Below are 25996 nucleotides of genomic sequence, written 5' to 3' on the forward strand. Positions count from 1 at the left end.
ACCATATAAACGGAATTGACTAATACACCATGAAATCTACTTTCAAACGGAACCTCCTGATCAGCTTCGGTGTTTCCCTGCTGCTGTTGATCATCAGCTCGGTGGCCTCCTTTGTGAGCATCAGCAACCTGTTGTCGAGCGCCCGCGATGTGGAGCATACCAACCAGGTCAAGCAACTGGTAGAAAAGATCCTGTCGACGCTGAAAGACGCTGAAACGGGACAACGCGGTTTCCTGCTTACCGGCGATGACCGGTTCCTCGCTCCGTACAATGGCTCCATGGACAGCGCCAAGAATGACGCGATGACCCTCAAGCGCCTGGTGTCTGATAATGACAAGCAACTCGACCGCGCCAATCGTTTGCATGAAATAGTCGTGCTGCGCCTCTCGAGCCTGGCCAAGCGTATCCAGGAAAAGAGGAATGGCATAGAGCCAACGGCCGAAAAACTGCTGGAAGGGAAAGTGCACATGGACCAGGCGCGCAGTATCGTCAATGCCATGTCACTGTCGGAAGAATTGCTGCTGGAAGAGCGCTCGGCCAAAATGAATAAGTTCGCCACCTACACGCCTATCCTGATCGTGATCGCCGCCATGCTCTCCCTGATCATTACCGTCATCTCCTTTGTACGTGTCAACAGCGACTTTGAAAAGACCACCTTACTGCAGGAAGAACTCGCCGCCAAAGACATCGAGATAACCCGCCGCATCAATATTATACAGGGTGTCGCCAATAAAGTATCTGCCGGCGACTACACCGTGCGCGTGCAGGATGAAGGGGCCGATGGACTGGGCAGCCTGTCGGTGGCACTGAATAAAATGGCCTCCAACCTGGAATACTCTTTTGTTACGCTGGCCGATAAAGAGTGGTTACAGACCGGTATCGCTACCCTCAACGACAAGATGCTCGGAGAAAATGAATTGCCCGTATTGTCGGCCCAGGTACTGACCCATGTTGCCCAATACACCAATAGCCAGGTCGGCGCGCTGTATGTAGCAGAAGACAATACCTCACTCAAATTGATACGTGGTTATGCCCTGAGCACTGACCCCGCCAAACAACGTATCGCCTTCGGCGAAAGCGTACCCGGACAGGCAGCGGCCAATGCCTCGACCATTTACCTCGAAGACGTACCGCCGCAACTGATCGCCATCAGTCATGCTACCGGCTCCATCAGGCCGCAAAACATCATTGCCATTCCCCTTTTCCATGAGAAGAAGGTAGTAGGCGTCATTGAACTGGCTTCTCTTACACCCTACACGGCGAAGGAAGTAGCCTTCCTCGAAAATGCCGGACACAGCATCGGTACCGCCATCAACAGCATCGACAACCGCCGACGCTTGCAGGAACTGCTGGAAGAGACCCAGTCGCAGGCAGAAGAACTACAGGCTCAGCACAATGAGATGGAAAACATCAACAGCGAACTGGAAGCCCAGACCGAAAAACTGCAGGCGTCGGAAGAAGAATTGAAAGTACAGCAGGAAGAATTGATAGAGGCCAATGGCGAACTGGAAGAACGGGCACGTCAGCTCGAAGAAAAGAACCAGCTGGTATTTGAACGCAACCTCGAGATCCAGAAGAAAGCGGAAGAACTGGAGTTGAGCACCCGCTACAAATCGGAGTTCCTGGCCAATATGTCGCATGAATTGAGAACACCCCTCAACTCGATCCTGTTGCTGTCCCGCCTGATGTCGGAAAACGCCGACAGCCATTCCAACAATGAGCAGGTAGAATACGCCCGTGTCATCCAGAGTTCCGGACAGGGATTACTGTCCCTCATTGACGAGATCCTCGATCTCTCGCGTATCGAAGCCGGGAAAATGGAACTGCAATACCACGACGTAGCGGTGCAGGACATTGTACAGGATATGACTGCCCTGTTTACCCCCATCGCCAAAGAAAAAGGCATTGCCTTTACCACGCATATCGAAGAGCAAGTACGGGGCATGATCGAAACCGATCGCCAGCGCCTGGAGCAGATCATCAAAAACCTCATCGCCAATGCCCTGAAATTTACGGCCAAAGGATATGTACAACTCAATATTTCCGTTCCGGCCGGCAACGATCACCGTATCGTATTTACCGTGAAGGATACCGGCATCGGCATCTCACCCGATAAACAAAAAGTGATCTTCGAAGCCTTCCAGCAAGCCGATGGCTCTACCCGCCGCAAGTACGGCGGCACCGGCCTGGGATTGTCGATCAGCCGCGAACTGGCCCGCCTGCTGGGTGGGGAGATCATCCTCGAAAGCGAACCTGGTCGCGGCAGCTCCTTCTCGCTCAGTATCCCGGTATCGAAAGCAGAAGCAGAACATACCGGATCCGATGACGCCGCTGAAACCATGGACACCTCCGTCCGAGCCATTCCCGCTGTACCGATGCCCGCGTCCCGTGAACCACGCCAGCGTTACCTGAGCGATGTGATCCCCGATAATGTTCCCGACGACCGCGATGCCATCACCCATCGTGACCGTGTGATCCTGATCGTGGAAGACGATGTCAATTTTGCCAAATCACTGCTGGAATACACCCGTAGCAAGGGCTACAAAGGCGTCGTCTGCGTTCGTGGCGACGAGGCCCTGCCCCTCGCCCAGCAATTCATGCCTGTCGGTATCCTGCTCGATATACAACTGCCTATCAAGGATGGCTGGGAGATTATGGAGGAACTCAAGAACAATGCAGCCACGCGCCATATTCCCGTACACATGATGAGTGCTTACGATGGTAAATACAAGAGCTTATCCAAAGGCGCCGTCGACTTCATCAACAAACCGGTAGCCTTTGACCAGATGCACAATATCTTCGACCGCATCGAACATATGCTCACCAACAACCCGCGCAAGGTGCTCATCGTAGAGGAGAATATGAAGCATGCGAAAGCCCTTGCCTACTACCTCGAGAACTTCCAGGTCAATACCGAGATCAAGAATACCGTCGTGGGCAGTGTACAGGCGTTGCTGCAGAAAGAAGTAAACTGTGTGATCCTCGATATGGGCATTCCCAACCAGCGTTCGTATGATACGCTGGACGAGGTGAAGAAAACACCCGGACTGGAAAACATTCCGATCATCATCTTCACAGGCAAGAACCTCTCGCGCCCCGAAGAAGCGAAGATCAAACAGTATGCAGATTCCATCGTCATCAAAACAGCCCACTCCTACCAGCGTATCCTGGATGAAGTATCCCTCTTCCTGCATCTGGTAGAAGAAAAAGGTCTTCCTGCCAAACCCACCAACAACCTAGGCATTTTGCAGGAGGTATTGAAGGGCAAAACCGTGCTGATCGCCGACGATGATGTGCGCAATATCTATTCGTTGACCAAGGCCCTGGAAACCTACCAGATGAAAGTGGTATCGGCCGTAGACGGTAAGGATGCGCTGAAGCAATTGCAGGAGCACCCTGAAGTCGATATCGTGCTCATGGATATGATGATGCCCGAGATGGATGGCTACGAGTCTACCAAACGTATCAAGGCCAATCCGGCATTTCGTAAATTGCCGGTGATTGCGGTAACAGCCAAGGCCATGACCGGCGACCGGGAGAAATGTATCGAGGCCGGTGCCTCCGATTACATCAGCAAGCCGGTCGACATCGATCAGTTGCTGTCGCTGTTGCGGGTTTGGCTGTACGATGCCGGTAAGTGATCCAATATCATAAAACAATAGCCGTGGAATTCGAAATCAACGATGAAGAAATAGAAATACTGCTGCAGGACCTGCTGGATAACTACGGGTATGATTTTACGGATTATTCCAGGGCTTCACTCAAGAGAAGGATCAACCGGTTGTTTATGTTGGATAAGTTCCCGTCCTTTTCGTTGTTCCGGAAACAGATACAAACAGACAGTACCTATTTCCGGCGCTTTGTGGAGGAGATCACGGTCAACGTAACGGAGATGTTCCGTGACCCGGCCTTCTACCGCACTGTGCGTGAGGAAGTATTACCAGTGCTGGCTACGCATCCCTTCATCAGGATCTGGCATGCCGGTTGTTCCACCGGCGAAGAAGTGTATTCAATGGCCATTATGCTGCAGGAAGCCGGGTTGCTCAAGAAATCCCTGTTGTATGCCACCGATCTCAATCCGGGTGTGCTCGACAGGTTGCGCAAGGGGATCTTCCCCCTGCGGTTCATCAAGCAGTATTCGGAAAACTATATCCAGTCGGGTGGTAAGGAGGATTTCTCCAGGTATTATACCGCCAAATACGATTGGGCCAAGTTCGATGAACAACTGGCCGCCAAAATGGTCGTGGCTACCCATAACCTCGTATCCGACCGGTCGTTCAACGAATTTCAACTCATCTTCTGCAGGAATGTGTTGATCTACTTTGACCGGAACCTGCAAGATCGCGCCCTGCAGTTATTCGACGAAAGCCTCGACACCCTGGGCTTCCTGGCCCTTGGCGCCAAGGAGCAACTGAAGTATTCGTCCATCTACAAAAAATACAGGCAGCTTGACAACAAAGACAGGATATGGCGGAAAATCACGTAAAAGCAACACCCCAACTCATTGTGATCGGCGGCTCTGCCGGTAGCCTGGAAGTGATCCTGAAGGTCATTCCGGCCCTGCAGTTGCACCTGCCGGTAGCTATCTTACTGGTTACACACCGCAAGCCATCCAACGACGACATCCTGGTCGATTTGTTGAATACGAAGAGCAATTGGCCCGTAAAAGAAGCCGAGGAAAAAGAACCAGTACTCCCCCACTATATCTACGTAGCACCGGCAGACTATCACCTGTTGCTGGAAAAAGATCATAGCTTTTCACTCGATGTATCGGAGAAGGTAAATTACAGCCGGCCCAGCATCGACATTACCTTCGAGTCGGCGGCCGAAGTCTACGGCCCCTCGTTGGTAGCGGTGTTGTTGTCGGGCGCCAATGCCGACGGTGTAGAAGGCATGAAACGTATCAGGCGTTTAGGCGGTTATTGTATCGTGCAGGACCCTGCCACGGCCGATGTGGAATACATGCCGGCCCAGGCGATCGCACAGGGCGTGGCCAATACCATCCTGTCGCCGGAAGGTATCGCGCAGTTCATCAACGAATTGTTTACGGCCGGCTGAACCATCAGGCGGGCACCTGAACGGCTGCATTGAAACGGAAACCTACCCCGTGGATCGTTTCCAGCACCACATTGGGGTCGCTTTTAAAGTATTTGCGCAGCTTGGTCATGAATACATCCATGCTTCTGCCCAGGAAGTAATCGTCTTTTCCCCATACATTCAGCAACACCTCTTCCCTTTTCAGGATATGGTTGGCATGTTCACAGAGAAACTTGAGCAGGTCAGCTTCTTTTTGGGTGAGGGTAAACCCTTCGGCGGGCGCATTCAGGCGCAGGTCGGTGTACGAGAAGGTCAGGTTACCGATCACGTATTGTTGTACGGTATCAGCCGACAGCTTACGGGTACGGCGCATGAATACATCCATACGCAGCAGCAATTCCTGCATGCTGAAAGGCTTGGTGATATAGTCATCGGCCCCCGACAGGAAACCCTTGATACGGTCTTCCTCCATCGAACGGGCGGTGAGGAACAGGATGGGGATCACATCACTGTGCTGCCTTATCTTCTTGGCTACAGAAAAGCCATCTTTATAGGGCATCATCACGTCGAGCAGGCAGATATCGAAGCGTCCTTTTTCAAATTGTTCAATGGCCGATTGACCGTCGGGACATACCGTCACTTCATACCCGGCATCTACCAGGTTGTCCTTGATCACGTAGCTCAAAGCAAGATCGTCCTCGGCCAATAAAACCTTCCCTTTTCTTGTTGCCATGATTGTAGGTGTTTTTGTTAGAGTGGGAATAGCATTTTGAATTCCGTGCCAATACCCGGCAGGCTATTCACCCGTATGCTGCCGTGGTGGGCGTCGATGATCCTTTTTACAAAATTCAACCCAAGCCCAAATCCCTTTACATTATGTACGTCGCCGGTGGGCACCCGGTAAAACTTTTTGAACAGATCTTTCTGGTACTTTTTCTCGATGCCGATCCCATTGTCTTTCACTGATATAAACAGGTGACCGTCTTCCTGACCGGTACTGATGATGACATGGGGGTTGGTGGAATATTTAAGGGCGTTCTCCAGCAGGTTGACGACGGCCAGCTCCAGGTGTACCCGGTCTGCCAGGATCTCGAAATCCGGTTCTTCCAGGTTTTGGATCTCTACCAGCGCGTTCCGGTTTTCTACCAGGGGCTGCACCTTGGCTACCGCCTGCTCGATGATCTCTTTGACGGGTACCTGCTCCATTTCCACCGGAATCTTATGCCCGTCGGTCGAGGCGATGTGCAGGAGCCGCTCGACCTGGCTCTGCAGGTGCGCGGTTTGGTGCTGAATGATATGCGCATATTTGAACAGGCGCTCTGGTTGTTGTACGATCTTGTCCTGTAGCAGCACTTCGGCCGATATCTTCATGACCGCCAGGGGGGTCTTGAACTCATGGGTAAAGTTATTGACAAAATCCTTCTGAACCTCCGCCAGGAATTTCTGGCGATAAAAGTAGAACAGGATCACCGCCAGGCCGATCAATACGATGAACAGGATGGCCGTGCTGATGAACCAGAAATTCATCTGCGCCAGTACATATTTATTCCGGTGGGGGAAATACAACAATACATAGTCATGCGGGCGTGGGTACAGTGGCAGGGCAATGTTGGACGGATCGTACCTAGCCGCCGCCGCCGCTACATACTCCTGGGCCACATATTTACCGGTCCGGGCACTGTACAGACTGATATAGGCATCAGTCAGTACGTCAAAATCATTCAGCTCATGTTTGAGGTAAAAGACCAGGGAGTCGTAAGGCACTTCGCGGGCACCTACCCGGAACAGAAAGTAGTCGGGGGCCGGGTGCTCGATCAGGTCCTGGAGATGATTGGCCGGCGAATCGGCAATGTCCAGGTCTTCATACAAGCCCCGGATGCTCTTCACCACATTGGTGTTAAAAGTCTTGTGTTCGAATGAATAGACCTTGTTGAGCCAGAAGAGTTGCACACCTGCAATAAGCGCAACGAGAAATGTTGCCAGTAATATAATCCACCTGAGGGTTGAAGAACGCATACCGTTTACATAAATACCTCCGGCAAATTTGCTACGCATTATTTATCTAATATTTTTTATCTGGTTAATCGATAGTTAAGGAAAGTTACAAATACTTCACGGCCTCATCAACAATTCATTAACACAAGTTAAACGCCAGTTAAGCAGTCCATTAAAACCGCTTCGGTAACATTTATAGGCTAGCTTTATTCCAGCAACAAATAATACATCTCATTATACCTCTTTAGATAAAGCAAGGTCGGTTTTGTTAGGGTTTATGAACGTCGTCCGTGGGTGGGCGACGTTTCTTTTTGTAACGCCCCCGTTACAGTTCAGGGCAATAAAAAAGCCTGTGGCGTTGCCACAGGCTTTTTCTATATCAGGACAGTCAAATTATGCTTTGGCAGTTGGCGTCTTCGCCTTAGCAGCTGGAGCCGCGGTACCGGGTTGCGCATCAGCCTCACCCAGGGGCTTGTCCTTCGCCAGGTCGATCAGCATCGGAGCAGCTACGAAGATAGAAGAGTACGTACCAGTGATCACACCGATTACCATTGCAAAGGCAAAACCTCTGGTTACTTCACCACCTACCAGGAACAGGATCAGGATGGTCAGCAACACGGTCAGTGAGGTCATGATGGTACGGCTCAGCGTATCGTTGATAGCTTTGTTGATGATCTGTGCTTTGGTGACGCCGCGCATGTTGTGGCTGTACTCACGTACACGGTCGTAGACGATCACCGTATCGTTCATCGAGAAACCGATCACCGTCAGGATCGCCGCAATGAAGTGCTGGTCGATTTCGAGCGGGAAGGGCACGATGCCTTTAAAGAAGGAGAATACGATCAGGATCACCAATACGTCGTGCATCAGTGCCACGATAGTACCGAGCGAGAAACGCCAGTCACGGAACCGCAGGAAGATATACACGGCGATCATCAGCAGTGACCAGAACGTAGCCCATTTAGCACCAGACTTCAGGTCATCGGAAATGGTAGGATCTACTTTCTTGGTACCTTCTACATATTTAGTGGTAGCAAACTCAGCTGCAGTCAGGTTAGCAGGCAGGTAAGGCTTCAGGCCTTCAAAGAGCGTGTTTCTGACAGCAGAGTCGACGGTCAGACCTTCTTCGTTGATGCGGTAGTCGGTTACGATCTCCAGCTTGTTGGCATTGCCATACGTTTTCAGCTGGGGAGTTTTTTCAAACACCTTCTCGAGTGCACCTCTCACCTGCTCTTCGTCAACGGGCTTGCCGAAGTTCACCACATAGCTGCGTCCACCTTTGAACTCCACGCCTTCATCGAAGCCATGGAACACGGCAGCTACACCAAGAGCCAGTACGATCGCAGAGATCACATAGGCTACCTTGCGGAACTCGATGAATTTGTAAGCAGCATGTTGGAAGATGCGCTTGGAGATGTTGGTGAAGTATTTGAAGTGACGGTTGTTGTTGGTATAGAAATCGGTGATCAGACGGGATACGAGGATACCGCAGAACAGCGACAGGAGGATACCGATGATGGTAGTGGTAGCAAAGCCGAGTACCGGACCAAGACCATACACCGCCAGGATAACGGCAGTCAGCAACTGCGTGATGTGCGCATCGAGCACCGGCGGCAATGAACGGCGGTAACCGTCTTTTACAGCCTGTTCGTGCGATTTACCATGCGCCAGTTCATCCTTGATGCGCTCGAAGATGATAACGTTGGTATCTACCGCGATACCGATAGTCAGTACCAGACCGGCGATACCGGGGGCAGTCAGGGTTGCACCCATGGCACTCAATACACCTACGGTAAACAGCAGGTTGAGGATGAGGGCGATATTGGCCACCATACCACCCGTATTATAATACACCACCATCAGGATGAAGATCACCGCGAAAGACAACGCGAATGACAACATACCACCCTTAACGGCTTCTTCACCCAGGGTAGGTCCTACTACCTGCTCCTGTACGATCTTGGCAGCAGCTTCTACTTTACCAGATTTCAGGATGTTGGCAATATCCTGGGCTTCTTCTACTACGAGGGCCCTGTTTTTGCCGGCACCGCTACCCATGGTGATCACAGAGCGGCCACCATCGATCTTCTGGTTTACGTTGGGAGCTGTATAAACAATATCATCGAGTACAATGGCAATGGGCTTACCGACACTCTTCTCGGTCATATCAGACCAGATACGGCCACCGGCTTCGGTCATGTCCATCGTTACCTGTACTTCATTGCTCATTTGGTTGAAGTCCTGGTTAGCGTCTTCGATCGCGCTACCTTCCAGACGGGCACCTTCTTTACCGGGAATGGTCTTCACGGCGTACAGGGTCAGTACCTGACTCAGCGCACCTTTGTCGTCACGCTCTTGTTTGCCCCACAGGAACTTGGCGTTGCCGGGGAAGTTGTTCTTAACATTAGGCAGGGCGAGGTACTGGTTTACTTTAGCAGTATCCTTCAGCATCGCCATACCGATATAACCAGGCAGGCCACCGTTCTGGTAGGGACGGGCAGGCATCAGCACCTGGAACAGGGGATTCTTGCGGGAAGCGAGGGCCACACTGTCAGCCACTTTCTTCAGCGAATCACCCTTAGCTGTACCCTTCAGAGAATCGGGAATAGCGTTGGCAGCACTGTCGGCGGGTGAAGTACCATATAAATAGGCCTCGAGGGCTTTGTCGGCATTCATCATGCTGGTCTGCATCACACCATCATTGAGGGTGTATACTTCCCAGAACTGGAGGTTGGCAGTAGATTGCAGGTATTTTCTTACACGCTCGGGGTCGCTGGCACCGGCCAGTTCCACCGTAATGATACCCTTGCTCTCATCGAGGCTGATGGTAGGCTGGGCAACACCAAACTTATCGATACGCTTGCGCAGTACCTGGTAAGTTTGCGACATCGCCGCGTTGGCTTTGCCATTGATGTACGCAACTACTTCGTTATCGGAAGAGGCAGCAGTCAGTTTGCTGCCGGGCTTGGCGAAATGAGGAGCCAGTTTAGCACCTGGGTTTACATTCTTGAAAGCATTCACAAACAGCGTAGTGAAGTTCTGGTCACTGGTCAGCTTCAATTTCTGTGCTTCTGCTATGGCTTTGATGATCTGGGGATCGTTGGGGTTGACAGTAAGACCTTTGATCAAACCATCAAGCGCGATATCCATCGTCACGTTGATACCACCTTGCAGGTCAAGACCGAGCAACAGTTCGCTCTCCTTGGCTTTCTGATAGGTTTGTCCCCACCAGGTGATCTTTGTTTCTTTGGTTGCGTTACGCAGGCTGTCGAGGTAATTAGCTTTGTACTCATCTAACTGAGCCTGGTAAACAGCTTGCGCTTCTTTATCGCCAGGATATTTTTGGTCGGCAGGCGTGTAGCTTTTCTTGATGTAAGCAACAGCTTTGGTCTCCAAACTCTTCTCATGTTTGTTCACGAACCAGGTAAAGGATAGCTGGTAAAGGGATATCAGGATCAATAATCCAGCAAAAATGCTAACCAGTGCTCTCATTGCAATGTTGTTTATTTTTTAGGAGTTGGCAAAGATAGGGTTTTCAAACAGAATAGGAAACAGCAAAATAAGCCTGAAAATGAGGCTTATAGAAGGTTTCCGTCGACGTATACGGATAACCGGGTTTAATCATTCAGGAGATATGAAATGGATCGTCCGGAGATAGGCAGGTCATTCGCAGTTGTCCTTGGCCGGCGGGTGCCAGCCTCATAGTGCACAGCATCAAACATAAAATTCTCTTGGTTAATAACTTGAATCAGGTCGTAAAGGCCTCAATTTAACATTTTTCTCCAAATAAGAATGTGTAATTTTCTTTTTCCTGCATCTGGTGCGGTAAATAACCATCCCATGAAGTTTTACCTGACAGCCTTCATCCTGCAGCTGGGCGCGCTGGCGAGCGGCGCCCAATCCACCACCCAAACGGAATTTGGCCTCAGCGAGAACGGACTCATCTACCCCGACTCTACCATGCGGCAGTTAAAACACATCGTCGATTCGCTCAACCTGCGTTTCAAGGTGTGTGACCTCAACAAAACCTATTATGCCCAACCCCAGGGCATGGCCCATTATATTACCCTGCGTGATCAGCAAGCCTGGCAGGCCCGCCAGGACATCGACCGGCAGATCACGTTCGATCAGTTCCAGGCCAAATACACGGCGGCTACCTATTCGAAGGACCAACTGGTGATCCGGGAAACCGGGTTTATCCGCAAAGATACCATCACCCAATTCTCCTCGGCCGGCTTTGGGACCGAATCGGAATATGTGGAATTAACAGGCGATCCTGCTAAGTATGCTACACCGCTGAAAGGCCGGTGGGTGTACCAGTTTTACGACTACCAAAAAGGGAAAGCCCTATTAAAGGCCTATTATTTCGCGTCCAACCTCCATAGCCCGGCCGTGCCCACCAAATATGCCCGGCAGGTACTGTATGTAGATTGCCTGATCGACACGACCAGCAAGCTCTTTACAGCCAACGACGAGGGCTATTATACCGGGTATGCCCACCTTGCCGACAGCACGCCTTCCAAAGTATATGCATTCCTCCAGTTCGTGAGGAGTAAATTGGCGGCAGCTCCGCGCCTCAAAAATGCCAACGATGTGCTCGACAAACATGTCTACGCCGGCTACGTGAAGGAAGTGGAGAACTGGAATACCCTCAAATGGGAATTGATCAGGAAAAGCATCTCCCGGATGCCCGAATTTCAGCCTATGCTGTTGCAGGCTTATGAAGAAGCCCTGCGTACCCGCCAGTCGGAAGATGAATTTGAAAAACTGGTAGAGTTATTTTTATCACCCAAGGCCAGTCTCGGGCTGAAACGCAACCGGTTGGTATATGGCCGGTGCAGTATGGACCAGCGCCCCCGCGAACATGCGGTGGAGATAGCACGGCTCTCTGCAGCCACCGTGAACTGGGAGACCTTTTTGCGGGCCCACCTCGATATCATGAATGATCATTTCCAAAGCATGGCCACCAGCAGTTATGGACAGGCCATACGGGGCACCTATATCCGCGAACTGGAAGTGCTCGACATCAACGTGCCCGATCTCATGATCGGCATTGCACTGCGCGTGTCCAATGCGGCGCCAAACCATTACGCCGGCAGCGTTGGCCGCCTGGGTCGTGCGCTGGCGGAGACCAAAGAGCCCGCCAAAATGGAAGCGGCCATGCTGGGCATGATCCGCGATCCGACGCTCGACGACTTCAACCGCGTGCTGATGTATTATGTATACCTCACGTATGCCCGTTACAGCACCGTCAACGGGGGCTTTTACACAAAAGCTGCCAGGTTAACTGCAGCCGCCACTACCCTTCCGCCGTACCTGGCGATGAAGGTAAAGGCCAATCCGCCTAAGCAATAGCAACGCAGCTGCTCAAGGGCAGGGCTTCTGCCACACCCCGGCTGCTACCCACGACGCCTTTTCTCTTCCTATAGCGGCCCTGATTACCTTTGTGGTGTCAGGGCTTTTTTTGCGCCTGCACGCGTACACCCATTGTATCAAAACTGTACAGTGGGCAACCGCAGGCACCTCAGAATATGGCTATTTATCAGGCAGTTACAATTCTGGCACCGGCGTTGTTCTTTACCATCGACCTATTCAGACAGCTATGTTAAAAAACTACCTCAAGATGGCCTGGCGCAGCCTGGCCAAAAATAAGATATCTTCTTTTATCAATATCAGCGGCCTGGCCGTAGGCCTCGCCATCGGCATCCTGATCATGGTCGCCGTGCTCGATATGATCAGCTACGATAAGTTTCACCAGAACATGCCCAACATCTATTCGCTGATGAATACCCACAAGGTGGGCGGCGAAATCGGTGTAGGTACCAGTGTACCCGGACCGCTGGCGGCCGACGTCAAGGCCAATTTGCCGGAAGTGCAACGCATTTCCCGTTTTGCCGGTAGCGGACAAACGCTGATCACCACCGAGGAGAAAAGCGTCTATGAAACCACCGTCTTTGCAGAACCCGATTATTTCCGCATGATGACCTTCCCAGCGCTCTCCGGCGATCCCGTAAAAGCGATGGAAGGATCAGGCTCGGTGGTGATCACCGCGCGCACCGCCCAGAAGTTGTTTGGCACCGTCAACGCCATTGGCAAACTGATCACCTACAACAGCCAGTTTCCCCTGGAAGTAGCAGCGGTTATTCACGACATCCCCGCCAATAGCAGCGCGCAGTTCGATGTCATCATTCCTTTTAAAGTATACGAACAGCAAAACAGCGGTTGGATCAACAAATGGGACAATAACCAGATCGCCACCTGGATGCAGCTGCAGCCCAACGTAAACCTGGCGGCGGTCAATGCCAAGCTGGGAAAGCTGATCAAGGCCAGGCTTAACAATGAAGAAGCCGGACTTTTTGCCTATCCCTTCTCCCGCATGTGGTTGCACGGCGAATTCCAGGACGGCAAGCCCAGTGGTGGCCGCATTTCGGCCGTCTGGATGTTTGCCACGATCGGGATTTTTGTATTGCTGGTCGCCTGTATCAACTTCATGAACCTCTCTACCGCCCGGTCTGAGCGTAGGGCCCGGGAAGTAGGTGTCCGCAAAGTGATGGGCGCTTTCAGAAAGCAGGTGATCGCGCAGTTCCTGTGCGAAGCCATGTTGTTATCGCTGATCTCCCTGGCCGTCGCTTTACTGCTCGCGCGGCTAGCATTGCCCCTGCTCAATTACTTTACGGAAAAAGAGCTGAGCTTCGATTTCATGAACTGGCAACTGTGGGCCTCCTTGACGGGCATGGTCCTGTTTACGGGACTGGTGGCCGGCAGCTACCCAGCCTTCTTCCTCAGCAGCTTCAAGCCGGTATTGGTATTGAAAGGCATCATCGTCAACCGGCGGGGCGCCTCCATCCTGCGCAAGGGATTGGTCACCTTCCAGTTCATGGTGTCGATCTGCCTGATATTGGCCACCATCGTTATCTATAAACAACTCCGCCATGCAGAAAGCCGCCCGATCGGCTATACTGCCGAAAACCTGGTAGAGGTACCATTGCGCGGAGAGATCGTCAACAAATATGCGTTGCTGAAAAACGAACTGTCGCAGGTACCAGGCGTAGAAAGCGTTTCGGGCGGCGGCAACAACATCCTCCGCTTTGGCGGCGCCACCGATGGGGTCACCTGGCCCGGACAGGGACCCAACGACCGCATGTGGGTTACCCTGACCGACGTGCAATACGACTGGGCCAAAACGGCGGGATTACCGCTGGCGGAAGGCCGGGAATTTGACCCCGCCTACGGTACCGACACCAATGCAGTGCTACTGAACGAAGTAGCCGTGAAGAAAATGAGGCTGGTATCCCCCGTAGTAGGTCAGCGGGTAGGTGGTGGTACGGTGGTGGGCGTGGTAGGAGATTTCGTGTACAACAATCCCCTGTCGACGCCCAAGCCCATGCTGATCAAACTGACCCGCGGAACAGTCAACCACCTGTTTATCCGCATCAAAAACGACGACCAGTGGAAGAAAACCATGGCAGGCATCGAAAAAGCGATCAAAAAGACCGATCCGCTGTTTCCCTTTGAGTTTCATTTCGTGAATGAAGAATACCAGAAACGTTTTCAGGGCATCCGGTTTACGAGCCAGATGACCAACCTGATAGGCGTGCTGGCCATTTTCATCTCCTGCCTGGGATTGTTTGGCCTGTCGGCCTTCCTGGCAGAGCGCCGGCAAAAAGAAGTGGGTGTCCGCAAAATATTGGGCGCCAGTCTCACCCAGGTCTGGATGATCTTATCCAAAGACTTCCTGAAACCGGTGCTGATCGCGTTTGTGCTGGCCACGCCGCTGGCCGGCTGGGCGCTGCACAGTATGCTCCAAAACATGGATTACCGCATTTCGCTGTCCTGGTGGATGTTTGCCGTGGCAGGCATCGCTACGGTGATTATTGCGCTGGCCACCGTCAGTTTCCATGGCATCAAAGCCGCGCTGGTAAGCCCTTCGCAGTCGCTGCGCAACGATTAAGCCTTTCTACTTTTCGATATCGGCCCTGCACGCCCTCCGGCTGCAGGGCTTTTTAGTATCCGCGAGGTCAAAATATGTCCGGATGACACGCAAAAATGGCTAACAAAAAAACCGCAAACTGTATTACTTTTGCGCCATTCGTTTAAAAAAGCAAGCAACAGACACTTATTAATTATGCAATTATCATCCAGATTAACATGGTTCAGCGAGCCTGAAACGCTGAAGATGGCGAAACTCGGCCGCGAGTTGAGAGCCAAAGGCATTGATGTTATCGACCTCAGTTTGGGGGAGCCCGATTTCGATACCCCACAACACATCAAGGATGCCGCTAAGAAAGCCATCGACGATAACTATAGCCACTACACACCCGTAGCCGGCTATATGGACCTCCGCGAGGCTGTATGTGTAAAACTGAAGCGCGACAACAACCTCGATTATAAACCCGAAAACATCATCGTATCAACTGGTGCCAAACAAAGTTTGGTCAACGCGGTATGGGCGGTGATCAGCCCCGGTGACGAAGTAGTGATCCCTACGCCGTATTGGGTTACTTACTCCGAGATCGTGAAGCTGGGCGAAGGCGTTGTAAAGCTGGTCACCACTTCTATCGAGAACAAATACAAGATCACCCCTGGTGAGCTGGAAGCAGCTATTACAGAGAAGACGCGTCTGGTGATGTTCTCTTCCCCCTGTAACCCCAGCGGTTCCGTATACAGCAAAGCCGAGCTGGAAGGCCTGGCCGTGGTACTGCGCAAGTACCCCAAGGTATTCATCCTCTCCGACGAGATCTATGAGTACATCAACTTCGTAGGCAAACACGAGAGCATTGCACAATTCGACGACCTGAAAGACCGTGTGATCATTGTAAATGGTCTCAGTAAAGGTTTCGCCATGACCGGGTACCGTCTTGGTGTAGTAGCTGCTCATCCCGATGTAGTGAAGGCTTGTGAAAAACTGCAAGGTCAGATCACCAGCGGCGCCAACAGCATCACCCAGCGTGCTGCGATCGTAGCGTTCACCGGCGATCTCCGTCCTTCACAGGAAATGAATGTGGAGTTCGAGCGTCGTAAGAAGCGTGTGATCGAGATCATGAACGGCATTGACGGCCTGAAGTATGCTGAGCCTGATGGTGCGTTCTATGTATTCCCCACCGTTAGCCAGTATTTTGGCAAGAGCGATGGCGAAGAGACCATCAAGGATGCCGATGATCTTTGCATGTACCTGCTGAACAAGGCACACGTGAGCACCGTTACTGGTCGCGCATTCGGTGAGCCTACTGCGATCCGTATCTCATTTGCCAACAGCATGGAGAAGATCGAAGAAGCCTGGAAGCGCATCATCGCTGCCCTCGCTAAACTGAAATAGTCAGCTATTATTGATAGACAAAAAGCCGGCAATTGCCGGCTTTTTGCGTTAATGTCCGACTCTCGATGCCGTCCTTCTAAAGCCCCCTTTGGCCCGCCAGCCCCACCACATCCAGGCCCCGCAATTTTTCGTATCTTCGTCAAAGCATTATTCATGTCAATATTGAAACATCCGCTATTATACGTAGGCTCCACAGGTGAAAAGAATCTCTACACATTATTTGACGGTGGAGCTAATTTGTCGTGCATAAATCCAGATTACGTGGAGGAACTGGGAGGTGCGCAATCACTGGGTAAAATCAGGCGCATCGCTACGGCCAGTGAGGGTCATTTTATCGAAGTTAAGCAACGCATCACCCTAGACTTCTATATTGACGATGTACTCCTCAGCGATGAGTTCCTCGTAGTGCCCGGGTTAAGTGAAGAGGCGATAATCGGCGCTGCCACCATGCAGAAATGGCGCATCAAACTCAACTTCGATGACGACCGGGTAGAAGTTGATCCCAAGGTTGCTAAAATGCAATTGATATAACAGTAAAAGCCGGGTTTCCGGTTTTTTTTTGTAAAGACCTGTTTCACTGGCCAGCGAAACAACCAGGCAGTTTGAAGCGAGCTGTGGGTATTTGTCGTTCGGCAGTTGCTGCCGCGCCTCCCCTTCTTCAACACCATATAATCCGCATTATCTTTGCTGTCGATGTGCTATCGTTCAGGAGTTGATGTCGCACCTACCCCTTCTTCAACCCCATATAATGTGCTTTTTCTTTGCTGTCGAAATGCTCCAGCGCATTGCGCAAGGCCGAGCGCGGCATCGTAGCAGCATGTTTATCCAGGAAAGTCTTGAGCTGTTTCCGGTCCTTGCCGGCATACCGCAGCATCCAGCCCGTGGCTTTGTTGACCGTCTCGTCCGTGTCTTTCATCAGCAGGGCTGCAATCCGGAATGTTTCGTCCACCTCGCCCTGGCGGATAAAATGCGCAGTACTCAATATAGCCGTTCTCCGCTCATAGGGGTTCTTCGATTGCGCGAGTTGGTATAGCACCTTACGCGGCTTATCATACAAATACCTGCCCACCACCTGGTGCGCCGCCAGGTCCACCAGGTCCCAGCTGTTTACCCGGTCATGCCTGCGCAGGTATAGGTCGTACAGTTCCTTCAGCCTTTCTTCCGTCACCTTTTTGGCACTCGCCGCTTTACCCATGATGCTCATGGCACCCGCCCGCATCTCGTGTACGGCATGCTCCATCAACTTTTCGATCTCTTTGACCGGCATGTCTACAAACAGCTTGGCCACCTCAAAAACATGCCCCATGCGCACCCCTACAAACTGATCCCCCACCAATGGCTTCTCGTCATTAAAACTAAAATAACGTTCGTATTTCTTGAGTTCTGCGTCCGACTGGTAGGTCATCAGGGTATCGATAAAGACCCGGGCAGTCAGATCAGCTTTGCCAGCGGTCTTAACCGAGGCAGCCTTGACGCTTTTCGGCGAGATGGATTTTACGGCGGCCTTTTTAGCCGCAGGCTTATGGATGGCGGATTTCGTGGCCGCCTTTTTAGCCGCAGGCTTAGGAACCCCCGATTTAGTAGCCGTCTTTTTACCGGCAGGCGATTTATTACCAGCTTTGGTGTTTGATGGTGCAGTCGACTTTGGGAGGCGGGAAACGGTGGCGGCAGCTTTGGCCATAAGGTAGTCAATTTTGGTGACTACAAACATACTGGTATATCCCAGCATTCCGCCGGTGCTATTGCGACAAAACCAGGGGCTGATAGCCTTTATCCGGCGTTGGCCGCTCTGCCCCCGCCAGACGGCAGCTATACGATGACGAACGGCGCCCGAAGGCGCCGTTCTGAAAAAGTTGATAGAGCTGCGGAGCTATAGACTAATTCCTTATCCCCGGCTCATCGATCCACCCACCTGGGTAACCATGGTATTGGTTGTAAATGAAGTAGAAGAACTGCCTTTACTATAAGTACCCGACATATACAGTCCATTGAACGAAACTCCATCGGTAACACTTCCGCCGGTGTAGACCCGGTAACTGGTGCCCGTTTTCAGTTTCGCACTGGCGTAGATCATCGTGCTGTAAGCGATCGGCGCCTGGAAGGTCAGGGCCTCTGTACCATCAGCCGCCTCGATATGGATCACCTGGTTGGCGGAGCCACTACCCAAAATGACCGATGGCACTGTCGACACCGATGCTGTCGGTCCGCTCGTAGCGCCCGCTATCCCCACCAGGATACCTCCCGTGATCTTGAGCGTCCGCGCATCACAGTCGATACTGGCTTCGGGCGCCCTCGCTCCTACCGCCAAGATCTTACCACCGGTAATCGTAAAGATCCCATTGGAGTCCATCGCATCATTGCCGGTGCTGTACGCATAGACATTACCCCCATTGATGTAGATGGCTGTACCGGCATTGAGGCCGTCATCGGCTGTCTTCACGGTAATATTGCCTTTGTTGATAGTCAATACACTTTTGCTCTCGATACCCTCACCGGCGGTTGAGGTCACATTGATGGTACCACCATTGATGGTCACATACGGATCAATGCTGGCATCTTCTTCTTCATACGAGGCCGCGATGCCGTCATCACCCGTATTCAACGTCAGGTTGCCATCATTGACAATCACATACCCCTCCTCGCATTCGATGCCATCACTGGCGGCAGTCACCTTCAGGGTGCCACCATCCACGATAAACGCGTCGTTGGTATGAAATCCATCAGTGACAGCGCCGGTAACCGTTATCGTGCCGCTGATCACGCGGATATAATCATCACTGGCGATGCCATGCTTGTAATTGCCTTTCACGTCGAGACTGCCATGGCCACTGAACACCAGCTGTCCTTCGCTGAAGAAGGTGGCTTTCTGATCTTCCGCAGACGTGGCATAGCTGGCTCCATCCGTCAGGGAGTTGGTCGTATTGTCATTGATCACCACAAAAGCTCTTTTGGAGGATTGTATGTTGATGGCCGGACCATCGGCATGGGTGATATTGACGCCATTGAGCGTGAGCTTGAATTTCTTGTCGCTGTAGATCTTCACCGATCCATTGGTGGTAGTGCCCGACAGTTGGTATTCTACTCCGGCCACAGTAGAGGTCACCGTCAGGTCCTGCCCTGACTGCACAATCGTCACGCCGGCGGCCGATAACGGATTGCTGATGGTCACGGTACTGCCAAAGTTGATCGTCACGATGCTGCCGAAAGTCGAATTGGCCAGGATGTCTTCTGCATCATAGCCGGTTTGGGTGCCACCTTCTGCCGTACCACTGGTGATGGCGGTACTGTCGATGGTGGCCGTCGTACTACCGGTAGTCGCTTCGTCGGCAGCGGCCTTGTCAGAGCAGGCGCTGAGCCAGCCAAGCGTTGTAAACAGGATGATAAAACTCGTCAATAGAGGCTTCAGGGGGCCGGTTGTTGCGGCCGGGCGGGTCTGTGTTGCAGGTGTCATCATTGCGGTAATAATTAAGTGTAGCATTGTTCCATGCAACGAAACTATTGGTTGCGATATAGCACGCCTACAAAGCATCGGTCAATGGGATTTTTCTCCCGACTAATATCATCGCAGTACCTTCCCGTACAAGGATTTGTTAAATAAATTCAGTATCCTTACTGTTCAAATTCACGCCTGCATGACCAACCGTAGAGATTTTATCCGCCAATCGGCTGTATTGACTTCAGCCGTAATGATGGGCTCGGCCTTTACCCTGAAACCCAAATACAAGCTCGGCCTTCAGTTGTATACCATTCGCGATGCCATGGCCAAAGACACCCGCGGCACGCTCGCGAAGATCGCATCCTACGGATATGAAGAAGTAGAGACCTATGGCTACAACCGGCAATATTATAAACATACACCGGCCCAGTTCAAACTACTGCTCAACAACAACAACCTGACCAGTCCCAGTGGTCATTACGAACTCAATAAATACATTGGTCCGGGTACCAAACCCGAAGACCTCGACCGCTATGTCGATGATTGTATTCAAGGCGCGCTGATCCTGAAACAAACCTATATCGTGTGGCCCTGGGTCGATGAACCGATGCGTCCTATCGAGCAATTTAAGGAAGTCGTCGCTGCGTTGAATAAGGTCGGCGAGAAAGTCACAAAGGCAGGTTTACAGTTTGCCTATCATAACCACAATTTCGAATTCATCGAGCAGAATGGTGAAACCGGTTACGGCATCCTGCTGCGTGATAGCGATCCGAGATACGTGAAGCTGGAGCTCGACCTGTACTGGTCTACGTTCATGAAACAAGATCTGCCAGCGCTGTTCAAAAAACACCCGGGCCGCTTCCCGCTCTGGCACCTGAAAGACAAAGACAAAACCAATCCCGAATTACATACCACCATGGGTGATGGTGATATTAATTTTACCAAAATACTACCCTATGCCGCCGACGCCGGCGTGCAACATATGTACGTGGAGCAGGGCAACAATTATATCCCCAATGACCTGGCCTGCGTGGAGCGCAGCGCCGTTTTTACCAAAAAACTGCTGAAATAGGCTTGGGCTGATACTCATTAAGTTCAATCATTTCCCCTAAGCAATCTCACCATCCCGGCAGCGTGCTCTGGAGTCGGCCTTAAAAACCCGTAGCCAACAGGTTATAAGTGCCAAACAAATACCGTATTATTCATATATGACAATTTACTGCCGAGCTCATGCCGAGGTGGTGCCGAGCTACTGCCGAGCTCGTGCAGCGTTGTAGGTCCTCGATAGGTTCGGTGTAGGTCCAGTGTAGGTCCTCGGAAGCCGAGTAGGATCTGAGGTCCAATCAGCCTTACACAGTGAACTTAGTCAGGAAAAACCCAGGCGACATACGGTTACCACGACGCGAGCAGCCGTCGTGTACTTGAATGTAAATAGGAGGTACTGGTAATGCACGGGCATAGCACGGAGAGAGCACTGCGCATGTACTAAACCCCTGTATAGTCTGGTTATAGTACCAAAGCTATTCCGGAGCTTTTTCTGAATAGTACGCATACATTCCGCGTACTCTCCGCCTGCATTCCGCAGGCTTTTCACACGCATATTACACGGCAAAGGAACTGCCGCAACCGCAGGTTTTGCTGGCATTGGGGTTACTGAAGGAGAAGCCGCGGGCATTGAGTCCTTCCAGCCAGTCGATCTGGATACCGGCCAGGTACAGGCCGTGTGATTGGTTCATGATAAAACGTAGTCCGTCTACCTCATACAGCTGATCCGCCTCCTGGCGGTCGTCGAAGCCCAGCACATAACTCATGCCCGAGCAACCACCACCTTTTACGCCGATCCGTAAGAACTTGCTGGTATCGAAACCAGGATCATTCATCAGGCGGAGTAATTCGGTACGGGCACTGGGGGTAAATTGTACGGGGGCTGTCACTGTTTCCATGTTCTTCCTGTTTGCCCAAAAATACAAAGTTTGCCATATACGGTCAATGGCCCAACAAACAATTGACAATCATACGACCTGGCAGACTATAACTACCCGTTCAACCGTTAAAGGGAACTCAATTCGAATTCACTACATTTGTTGACTTTTAAAAACTACCCCTAATGGGATCTCTTTCCGTAAATGAACTCATCTGGCAACTGATTATCGCCTTTACCTTGGGCGGCACCCTCGCTTTTTTGTTCTGGAAACAGCGCAAGGAAACCAAACTCGCCATGGAAGACCGCAAGAAAGCAGAAAACCAGGAAACGAACCAGGTAGCCACCTCCAAGCAAATGCAATTGCAGGCCTATGAGCGACTCATCCTGCTCGTTGACCGCATTGCCCTACCCAATATCATCAACCGCCTGAATGATCCTAATTTCAGCGCCCGCGACCTGCAGGCCGTACTGATCCAGCAGATCAAAGGCGAGTTCGAATACAATGTCACCCAACAGATGTACGTGAGCCAGGATGCCTGGGAAGCCGTGCGCAACCTGAAAGACCAGAACCTGCTGATCGTAAACCAGATCACCTCTTTCCTGCCACCAGACTCCAGCGGCCAGGACCTGAGCCGGGCCATTCTCGAAATGCTCGTGCAGAATCCCAAAGCATCGCTGCACACTATCGTGGCGGATGCCCTAAGCTATGAAGCCCGCAAGCTCATGGCCTGAGGATCGCTGCGTTCTTAAACAATGATAGCTTATGCCAGAAAAGAAGGTAACGACCGATAGCGGAATAACAATCAACGAATTGTACGATGCCAGCAGCATTGCTGGAATACCTGCCTCGCCCCCACCCGGCGAATTTCCCTTTACCAGGGGCGTTCAGCCCGATATGTACCGGGGTAAGCTGTGGACCATGCGGCAATATGCCGGCTTCAGTACCGCCGAAGAAAGCAATAAGCGCTACCATTACCTGCTGTCACAAGGGGTCATGGGCCTTAGCGTAGCTTTCGACCTTCCCACGCAGATCGGGTACGATAGCGACCATGCCCTGGCAGAAGGCGAAGTGGGCAAAGTAGGCGTTGCCATCGACAGCATCGAGGATATGCAAACCCTCTTCAAAGGCATTAAGCTGGAAGACGTCTCTACTTCCATGACCATCAACGCCACCGGCTTCATTCTCCTGAGCCTGTATGTAGCCTTGGCCAAACAACAGGGCGCCGATCTGAAAAAGATCAGCGGCACCATCCAGAACGATATCCTCAAAGAATACGCCGCCCGCGGTACCTATATCTATCCACCCAAACCATCCATGCGCATCATCACCGATATTTTTGAGTGGTGTGCCCAGGACCTGCCCAAGTGGAATACCATCTCCATCTCCGGCTACCATATCCGCGAAGCGGGCAGTACGGCCGTGCAGGAGATCGCCTTTACACTGAGCAATGGTAAAGCCTATGTTAAAGCAGCCCTTGAAAAGGGATTGGATATCAACGTATTCGGTAAACGGTTGTCGTTCTTCTTTAATGCCCACAACAACCTGTTTGAGGAGATCGCCAAGTTCCGCGCAGCCCGCACCATGTGGGCTACCATGATGAAGGAACTGGGCGCTACCGACCCCAAGGCCATGATGTTGCGCTTTCATACCCAAACCGGTGGCAGTACGCTCACGGCCCAGCAACCCCTGAACAATATCGCCCGGGTAACGGTCCAAACCCTGTCTGCCGTATTGGGCGGCACCCAATCGCTTCATACCAATGGGTACGACGAAGCGCTTAGCCTGCCCACCGAAGAGGCGGCCCGCATCGCCTTACGCACCCAACAGATCGTGGCTTTTGAAAGCGGCGCAGCCGATACGGTCGACCCGCTGGCAGGCTCTTATTTCGTAGAAGCACTGACCAAAGAAGTGGAAGAAGCCGCCTGGCAACTCATCGGCAAGATCGACGCGATGGGTGGCAGCGTGAGCGCTATTGAGCAGGGATTTATCCAGGACGAGATTGCACGCAGCGCTTATGATTATCAACGCCAGGTAGAGCGTAATGAAAAAATTATTGTAGGCGTCAACAAGTTCCAGTCAACAGATACCAATACCCCACCGCCCTTCAAGATCGACGATTCCATCCGTCAGGTACAAAGCGAAAAACTCGCTACCCTGCGGCACCAGCGCGATCATGCCAAATGCGATCAGTTGCTGCAGTTGCTGTCTGATAAGGCGGGCAGCGACGAGAACATCATGCCCACCGTTATCGAAGCGGTTGAGCAGAAATGCACCCTCGGCGAAATTGCCGATACGTTGCGCGAGGTGTATGGTGAGTACAAGTAGGAAGGCCGCCGCCCGTTTACGCCGGACCAGTCTTCGTATATTGCAGCATGTACACCGCCACTACCGTCAGCACTGACCAGGAATTGGAACAGATCCTCGAACTGCAGCGCCAGAACCTTAAGCAATTTATTTCGCCCGAAGAGAAGCAAGAGCAAGGGTTTCTCACCGTGCAATTCGACCTGCCCCTACTGCAGCAATTGCATGCCATTGCACCCAGTGTGATCATTAAGCACCAGGACGAGGTGGTGGCCTATGCGATGACCGTGTTACTCGAAAGCCGCCCTTTGTACAAACAGATCGATGCGATGTTTGCCAGCTTCGACCAGGCCCAATGGAAAGGCAAACCCCTGCACGATTACTCCTTTTACGTGATGGGACAGGTGTGCGTCAGCAAGGCGCACCGCGGCCAGGGCCTGTTTGACCAGCTTTATGCCCACCACAAAACAGTCTATAGTCCACGGTTCGATTTTATCATTACCGAGATCAGCACTTCCAACACACGGTCGATCCAGGCACACAAGCGGGTCGGTTTTGAAACGATCTATACTTACCCCGATGCCATCGACACCTGGAATATCGTGGTGTGGGATTGGCGGTAATTGACTATATTGATGGATAAACATTCGTTCATGCGCGCTGCTACCAAACTAACCGCCCTCCTGCTGGTCTCTTTGCCGGGCTTTGCTCAAAACCTTACTGCCACCATCGAACAGAAAGCGACGGCACTGCAACCCAAATTGGTGGAGTGGCGGCGTTACCTGCACCAGCATCCGGAATTATCCAACCGCGAATTCAAGACCGCCGAATATGTGGCTGCCCACCTAAAGTCACTGGGACTGGAAGTGCAAACCGGTGTTGCCAAAACGGGCATCGTTGCAATACTCAAGGGTGGCAAACCCGGGCCGGTGATTGCCCTGCGGGCAGATATGGACGCATTGCCGGTACAGGAGCGTGTGGACATTCCTTTTAAATCAACTGTAACGGCCGACTACCTGGGCCAAACCGTACCTGTGATGCATGCCTGCGGCCATGATAGCCATATGGCCATGCTGATGGGCGCTGCGGAAGTATTGGCGTCGATGAAGAAAGACCTGCCCGGCACCGTGAAGTTCTTCTTTCAACCAGCGGAAGAAGGTCCGCCCGGCACTGAAGAAGGCGGTGCTCCACTGATGGTGAAAGAGGGCGTGATGGACAATCCCAAAGTAGACGTCGTATTTGGCTTTCATATTCAATCCGACATCGAGGTCGGCAAATTCGAATACAAACCCGGTGCGTTTATGGCCAGTTCCGACTGGTTCACCATCAAGGTGAAGGGCAAGCAAAGCCATGGCTCGCAACCCTGGAAAGGCATTGACCCGATCGTCGTCAGTACCGAGATCATTAGTACGCTTCAAACCATCGTCAGCCGTCAATCGGAGCTTACCAAGGGGCCCGTGGTGATCACTGTGGGTAAATTCCACAGCGGTGTACGCAACAACATCATCCCGGAAGAAGCCCTCCTGGAAGGCACGATCCGCACACTCGATAGCAAGATGCAACAGGAAACCCATGACCGCATCCGCAAAGTAGCTACTACCGTGGCCGACGCCATGGGCGCTGTGGCAGAAGTCAGCATCGATACCAAAACATTGGTGACCTACAATGACCCGGAGCTGGTCAAGATGATGGTTCCATCATTGGAAGCCGCTGCCGGCAAAGACAATGTGAGTGCGCGGGAATGGATGACCGGGTCGGAGGATTTTTCATATTTCACTACCAAAGCCCCTACCTTCTTTTTATTCATTGGTGGTCGCCCCAAAGGCACTGAGCGTCAGAAAGCGCCGCCCCACCATACACCCGATTTCTTTATCGACGACAGCCGGTTAGATGTAGGCGTGAAGGGATTTTGTCAGCTCGTGTTTGATTATGCGCGGTTGAAAAGCGGCGCCGGTGTACAAAACCCCGGCAAGAAATGAGGAGACT

General features: G+C 52.0%; 18 protein-coding genes. 12 read left to right on the forward strand and 6 right to left on the reverse strand.

The features are described 5' to 3' along the window. Positions 1-29: 29 nt before the first annotated feature. Genes P2W70_RS17565 through P2W70_RS17575 form a run of 3 tightly spaced genes read left to right on the forward strand, consistent with a single transcriptional unit; the run spans position 30 to position 5058 of the window. Positions 30-3641 carry a response regulator gene (locus P2W70_RS17565; protein WP_276482807.1) on the forward strand — a complete coding sequence of 1204 codons (3612 nt, stop codon included), beginning with the start codon at positions 30-32 and terminating at the stop codon, positions 3639-3641. 23 nt (positions 3642-3664) lie between these two features. After that, the gene (locus tag P2W70_RS17570; RefSeq protein WP_276482808.1) at positions 3665-4486 is read left to right on the forward strand and encodes a CheR family methyltransferase; all 822 of its coding nucleotides are present in this window, start codon (positions 3665-3667) and stop codon (positions 4484-4486) included. Then, positions 4468-5058, forward strand: a complete 591-nt coding sequence (locus tag P2W70_RS17575; protein ID WP_276482809.1) for a chemotaxis protein CheB — start codon at positions 4468-4470, stop codon at positions 5056-5058. The genes P2W70_RS17570 and P2W70_RS17575 overlap by 19 nt, the downstream gene beginning before the upstream one ends. A gap of 4 nt (positions 5059-5062) precedes the next feature. Here the strand turns inward: P2W70_RS17575 and P2W70_RS17580 are convergent, their stop codons facing one another. The 3 genes from P2W70_RS17580 to secDF form a co-directional block, all read right to left on the reverse strand. Next, positions 5063-5770 carry a response regulator transcription factor gene (locus P2W70_RS17580; RefSeq protein WP_276482810.1) on the reverse strand — a complete coding sequence of 236 codons (708 nt, stop codon included), beginning with the start codon at positions 5768-5770 and terminating at the stop codon, positions 5063-5065. Between the two features lie 17 nt (positions 5771-5787). After that, a complete protein-coding gene (locus tag P2W70_RS17585; RefSeq protein WP_276482811.1) occupies positions 5788-7092 on the reverse strand; it encodes a sensor histidine kinase in 1305 nt (434 codons plus the stop codon). 333 nt (positions 7093-7425) lie between these two features. Then, on the reverse strand, positions 7426-10524 hold the full coding sequence (gene secDF / locus P2W70_RS17590) for a protein translocase subunit SecDF (RefSeq protein WP_276482812.1): 3099 nt from the start codon (positions 10522-10524) through the stop codon (positions 7426-7428). 348 nt (positions 10525-10872) lie between these two features. Between secDF and P2W70_RS17595 the strand changes: the two genes are divergently transcribed. The 4 genes from P2W70_RS17595 to P2W70_RS17610 all read left to right on the forward strand — a co-directional run bounded on the left by P2W70_RS17595 (position 10873) and on the right by P2W70_RS17610 (position 16879). Beyond that, entirely contained in the window at positions 10873-12387 is a 1515-nt protein-coding gene (locus P2W70_RS17595) for a hypothetical protein (RefSeq protein WP_276482813.1), read from the forward strand. Between the two features lie 247 nt (positions 12388-12634). Next, the gene (locus P2W70_RS17600) at positions 12635-14983 is read left to right on the forward strand and encodes an ABC transporter permease (protein ID WP_276482814.1); all 2349 of its coding nucleotides are present in this window, start codon (positions 12635-12637) and stop codon (positions 14981-14983) included. Between the two features lie 225 nt (positions 14984-15208). Then, positions 15209-16348: a pyridoxal phosphate-dependent aminotransferase gene (locus P2W70_RS17605; protein WP_338119856.1), complete on the forward strand. Its 1140-nt coding sequence runs from the start codon at positions 15209-15211 to the stop codon at positions 16346-16348. Positions 16349-16501: 153 nt separating this feature from the next. Then, complete coding sequence (locus P2W70_RS17610) at positions 16502-16879, forward strand: retropepsin-like aspartic protease (protein ID WP_276482816.1); 378 nt, start codon at positions 16502-16504, stop codon at positions 16877-16879. A gap of 193 nt (positions 16880-17072) precedes the next feature. On the opposite strand, the gene P2W70_RS17615 is transcribed toward P2W70_RS17610, so the two are convergent. Then, positions 17073-18029 (reverse strand): DNA alkylation repair protein, encoded by a 957-nt coding sequence (locus tag P2W70_RS17615; RefSeq protein ID WP_276482817.1) that lies wholly within the window; start codon positions 18027-18029, stop codon positions 17073-17075. A gap of 204 nt (positions 18030-18233) precedes the next feature. Beyond that, positions 18234-19802, reverse strand: a complete 1569-nt coding sequence (locus P2W70_RS17620; RefSeq protein WP_276482818.1) for a carbohydrate-binding domain-containing protein — start codon at positions 19800-19802, stop codon at positions 18234-18236. Positions 19803-19980: 178 nt separating this feature from the next. Between P2W70_RS17620 and P2W70_RS17625 the strand changes: the two genes are divergently transcribed. Beyond that, the gene (locus P2W70_RS17625; protein ID WP_276482819.1) at positions 19981-20856 is read left to right on the forward strand and encodes a sugar phosphate isomerase/epimerase family protein; all 876 of its coding nucleotides are present in this window, start codon (positions 19981-19983) and stop codon (positions 20854-20856) included. 529 nt (positions 20857-21385) lie between these two features. Here the strand turns inward: P2W70_RS17625 and P2W70_RS17630 are convergent. Then, the gene (locus P2W70_RS17630) at positions 21386-21727 is read right to left on the reverse strand and encodes a HesB/IscA family protein (RefSeq protein WP_276482820.1); all 342 of its coding nucleotides are present in this window, start codon (positions 21725-21727) and stop codon (positions 21386-21388) included. A gap of 164 nt (positions 21728-21891) precedes the next feature. Here P2W70_RS17630 and P2W70_RS17635 point away from each other — a divergent pair, with 164 nt between their 5' ends. From P2W70_RS17635 to P2W70_RS17650, 4 genes are read left to right on the forward strand one after another with little or no spacing between them, the layout of a single operon-like run. After that, a complete protein-coding gene (locus P2W70_RS17635; RefSeq protein ID WP_276482821.1) occupies positions 21892-22440 on the forward strand; it encodes a DUF7935 family protein in 549 nt (182 codons plus the stop codon). Positions 22441-22471: 31 nt separating this feature from the next. Beyond that, positions 22472-24034, forward strand: coding sequence for an acyl-CoA mutase large subunit family protein (locus P2W70_RS17640; protein ID WP_276482822.1), 1563 nt, complete (start codon positions 22472-22474; stop codon positions 24032-24034). 47 nt (positions 24035-24081) lie between these two features. Then, positions 24082-24633, forward strand: coding sequence for a GNAT family N-acetyltransferase (locus tag P2W70_RS17645; protein WP_276482823.1), 552 nt, complete (start codon positions 24082-24084; stop codon positions 24631-24633). Between the two features lie 12 nt (positions 24634-24645). After that, positions 24646-25989, forward strand: coding sequence for an amidohydrolase (locus P2W70_RS17650; RefSeq protein ID WP_276482824.1), 1344 nt, complete (start codon positions 24646-24648; stop codon positions 25987-25989). Positions 25990-25996 lie beyond the last annotated feature (7 nt).

Origin of the sequence: Paraflavitalea pollutisoli, from assembly GCF_029360705.1 — a bacterium.
GTDB classification, from domain to species: domain Bacteria; phylum Bacteroidota; class Bacteroidia; order Chitinophagales; family Chitinophagaceae; genus Paraflavitalea; species Paraflavitalea pollutisoli.

Bases quoted from the DNA above. Each gene is read 5' to 3' on its own strand.
- P2W70_RS17565 (WP_276482807.1), top strand. From the start codon at position 30: ATGAAATCTACTTTCAAACGGAACCTCCTGATCAGCTTCGGTGTTTCC.
- P2W70_RS17575 (WP_276482809.1), top strand. From the start codon at position 4,468: ATGGCGGAAAATCACGTAAAAGCAACACCCCAACTCATTGTGATCGGC.
- P2W70_RS17580 (WP_276482810.1), bottom strand. From the start codon at position 5,770: ATGGCAACAAGAAAAGGGAAGGTTTTATTGGCCGAGGACGATCTTGCT.
- P2W70_RS17585 (WP_276482811.1), bottom strand. From the start codon at position 7,092: ATGCGTAGCAAATTTGCCGGAGGTATTTATGTAAACGGTATGCGTTCT.
- secDF (WP_276482812.1), bottom strand. From the start codon at position 10,524: ATGAGAGCACTGGTTAGCATTTTTGCTGGATTATTGATCCTGATATCC.
- P2W70_RS17595 (WP_276482813.1), top strand. From the start codon at position 10,873: ATGAAGTTTTACCTGACAGCCTTCATCCTGCAGCTGGGCGCGCTGGCG.
- P2W70_RS17600 (WP_276482814.1), top strand. From the start codon at position 12,635: ATGTTAAAAAACTACCTCAAGATGGCCTGGCGCAGCCTGGCCAAAAAT.
- P2W70_RS17605 (WP_338119856.1), top strand. From the start codon at position 15,209: ATGGCGAAACTCGGCCGCGAGTTGAGAGCCAAAGGCATTGATGTTATC.
- P2W70_RS17610 (WP_276482816.1), top strand. From the start codon at position 16,502: ATGTCAATATTGAAACATCCGCTATTATACGTAGGCTCCACAGGTGAA.
- P2W70_RS17615 (WP_276482817.1), bottom strand. From the start codon at position 18,029: ATGGCCAAAGCTGCCGCCACCGTTTCCCGCCTCCCAAAGTCGACTGCA.
- P2W70_RS17620 (WP_276482818.1), bottom strand. From the start codon at position 19,802: ATGATGACACCTGCAACACAGACCCGCCCGGCCGCAACAACCGGCCCC.
- P2W70_RS17625 (WP_276482819.1), top strand. From the start codon at position 19,981: ATGACCAACCGTAGAGATTTTATCCGCCAATCGGCTGTATTGACTTCA.
- P2W70_RS17630 (WP_276482820.1), bottom strand. From the start codon at position 21,727: ATGGAAACAGTGACAGCCCCCGTACAATTTACCCCCAGTGCCCGTACC.
- P2W70_RS17635 (WP_276482821.1), top strand. From the start codon at position 21,892: ATGGGATCTCTTTCCGTAAATGAACTCATCTGGCAACTGATTATCGCC.
- P2W70_RS17640 (WP_276482822.1), top strand. From the start codon at position 22,472: ATGCCAGAAAAGAAGGTAACGACCGATAGCGGAATAACAATCAACGAA.
- P2W70_RS17645 (WP_276482823.1), top strand. From the start codon at position 24,082: ATGTACACCGCCACTACCGTCAGCACTGACCAGGAATTGGAACAGATC.
- P2W70_RS17650 (WP_276482824.1), top strand. From the start codon at position 24,646: ATGGATAAACATTCGTTCATGCGCGCTGCTACCAAACTAACCGCCCTC.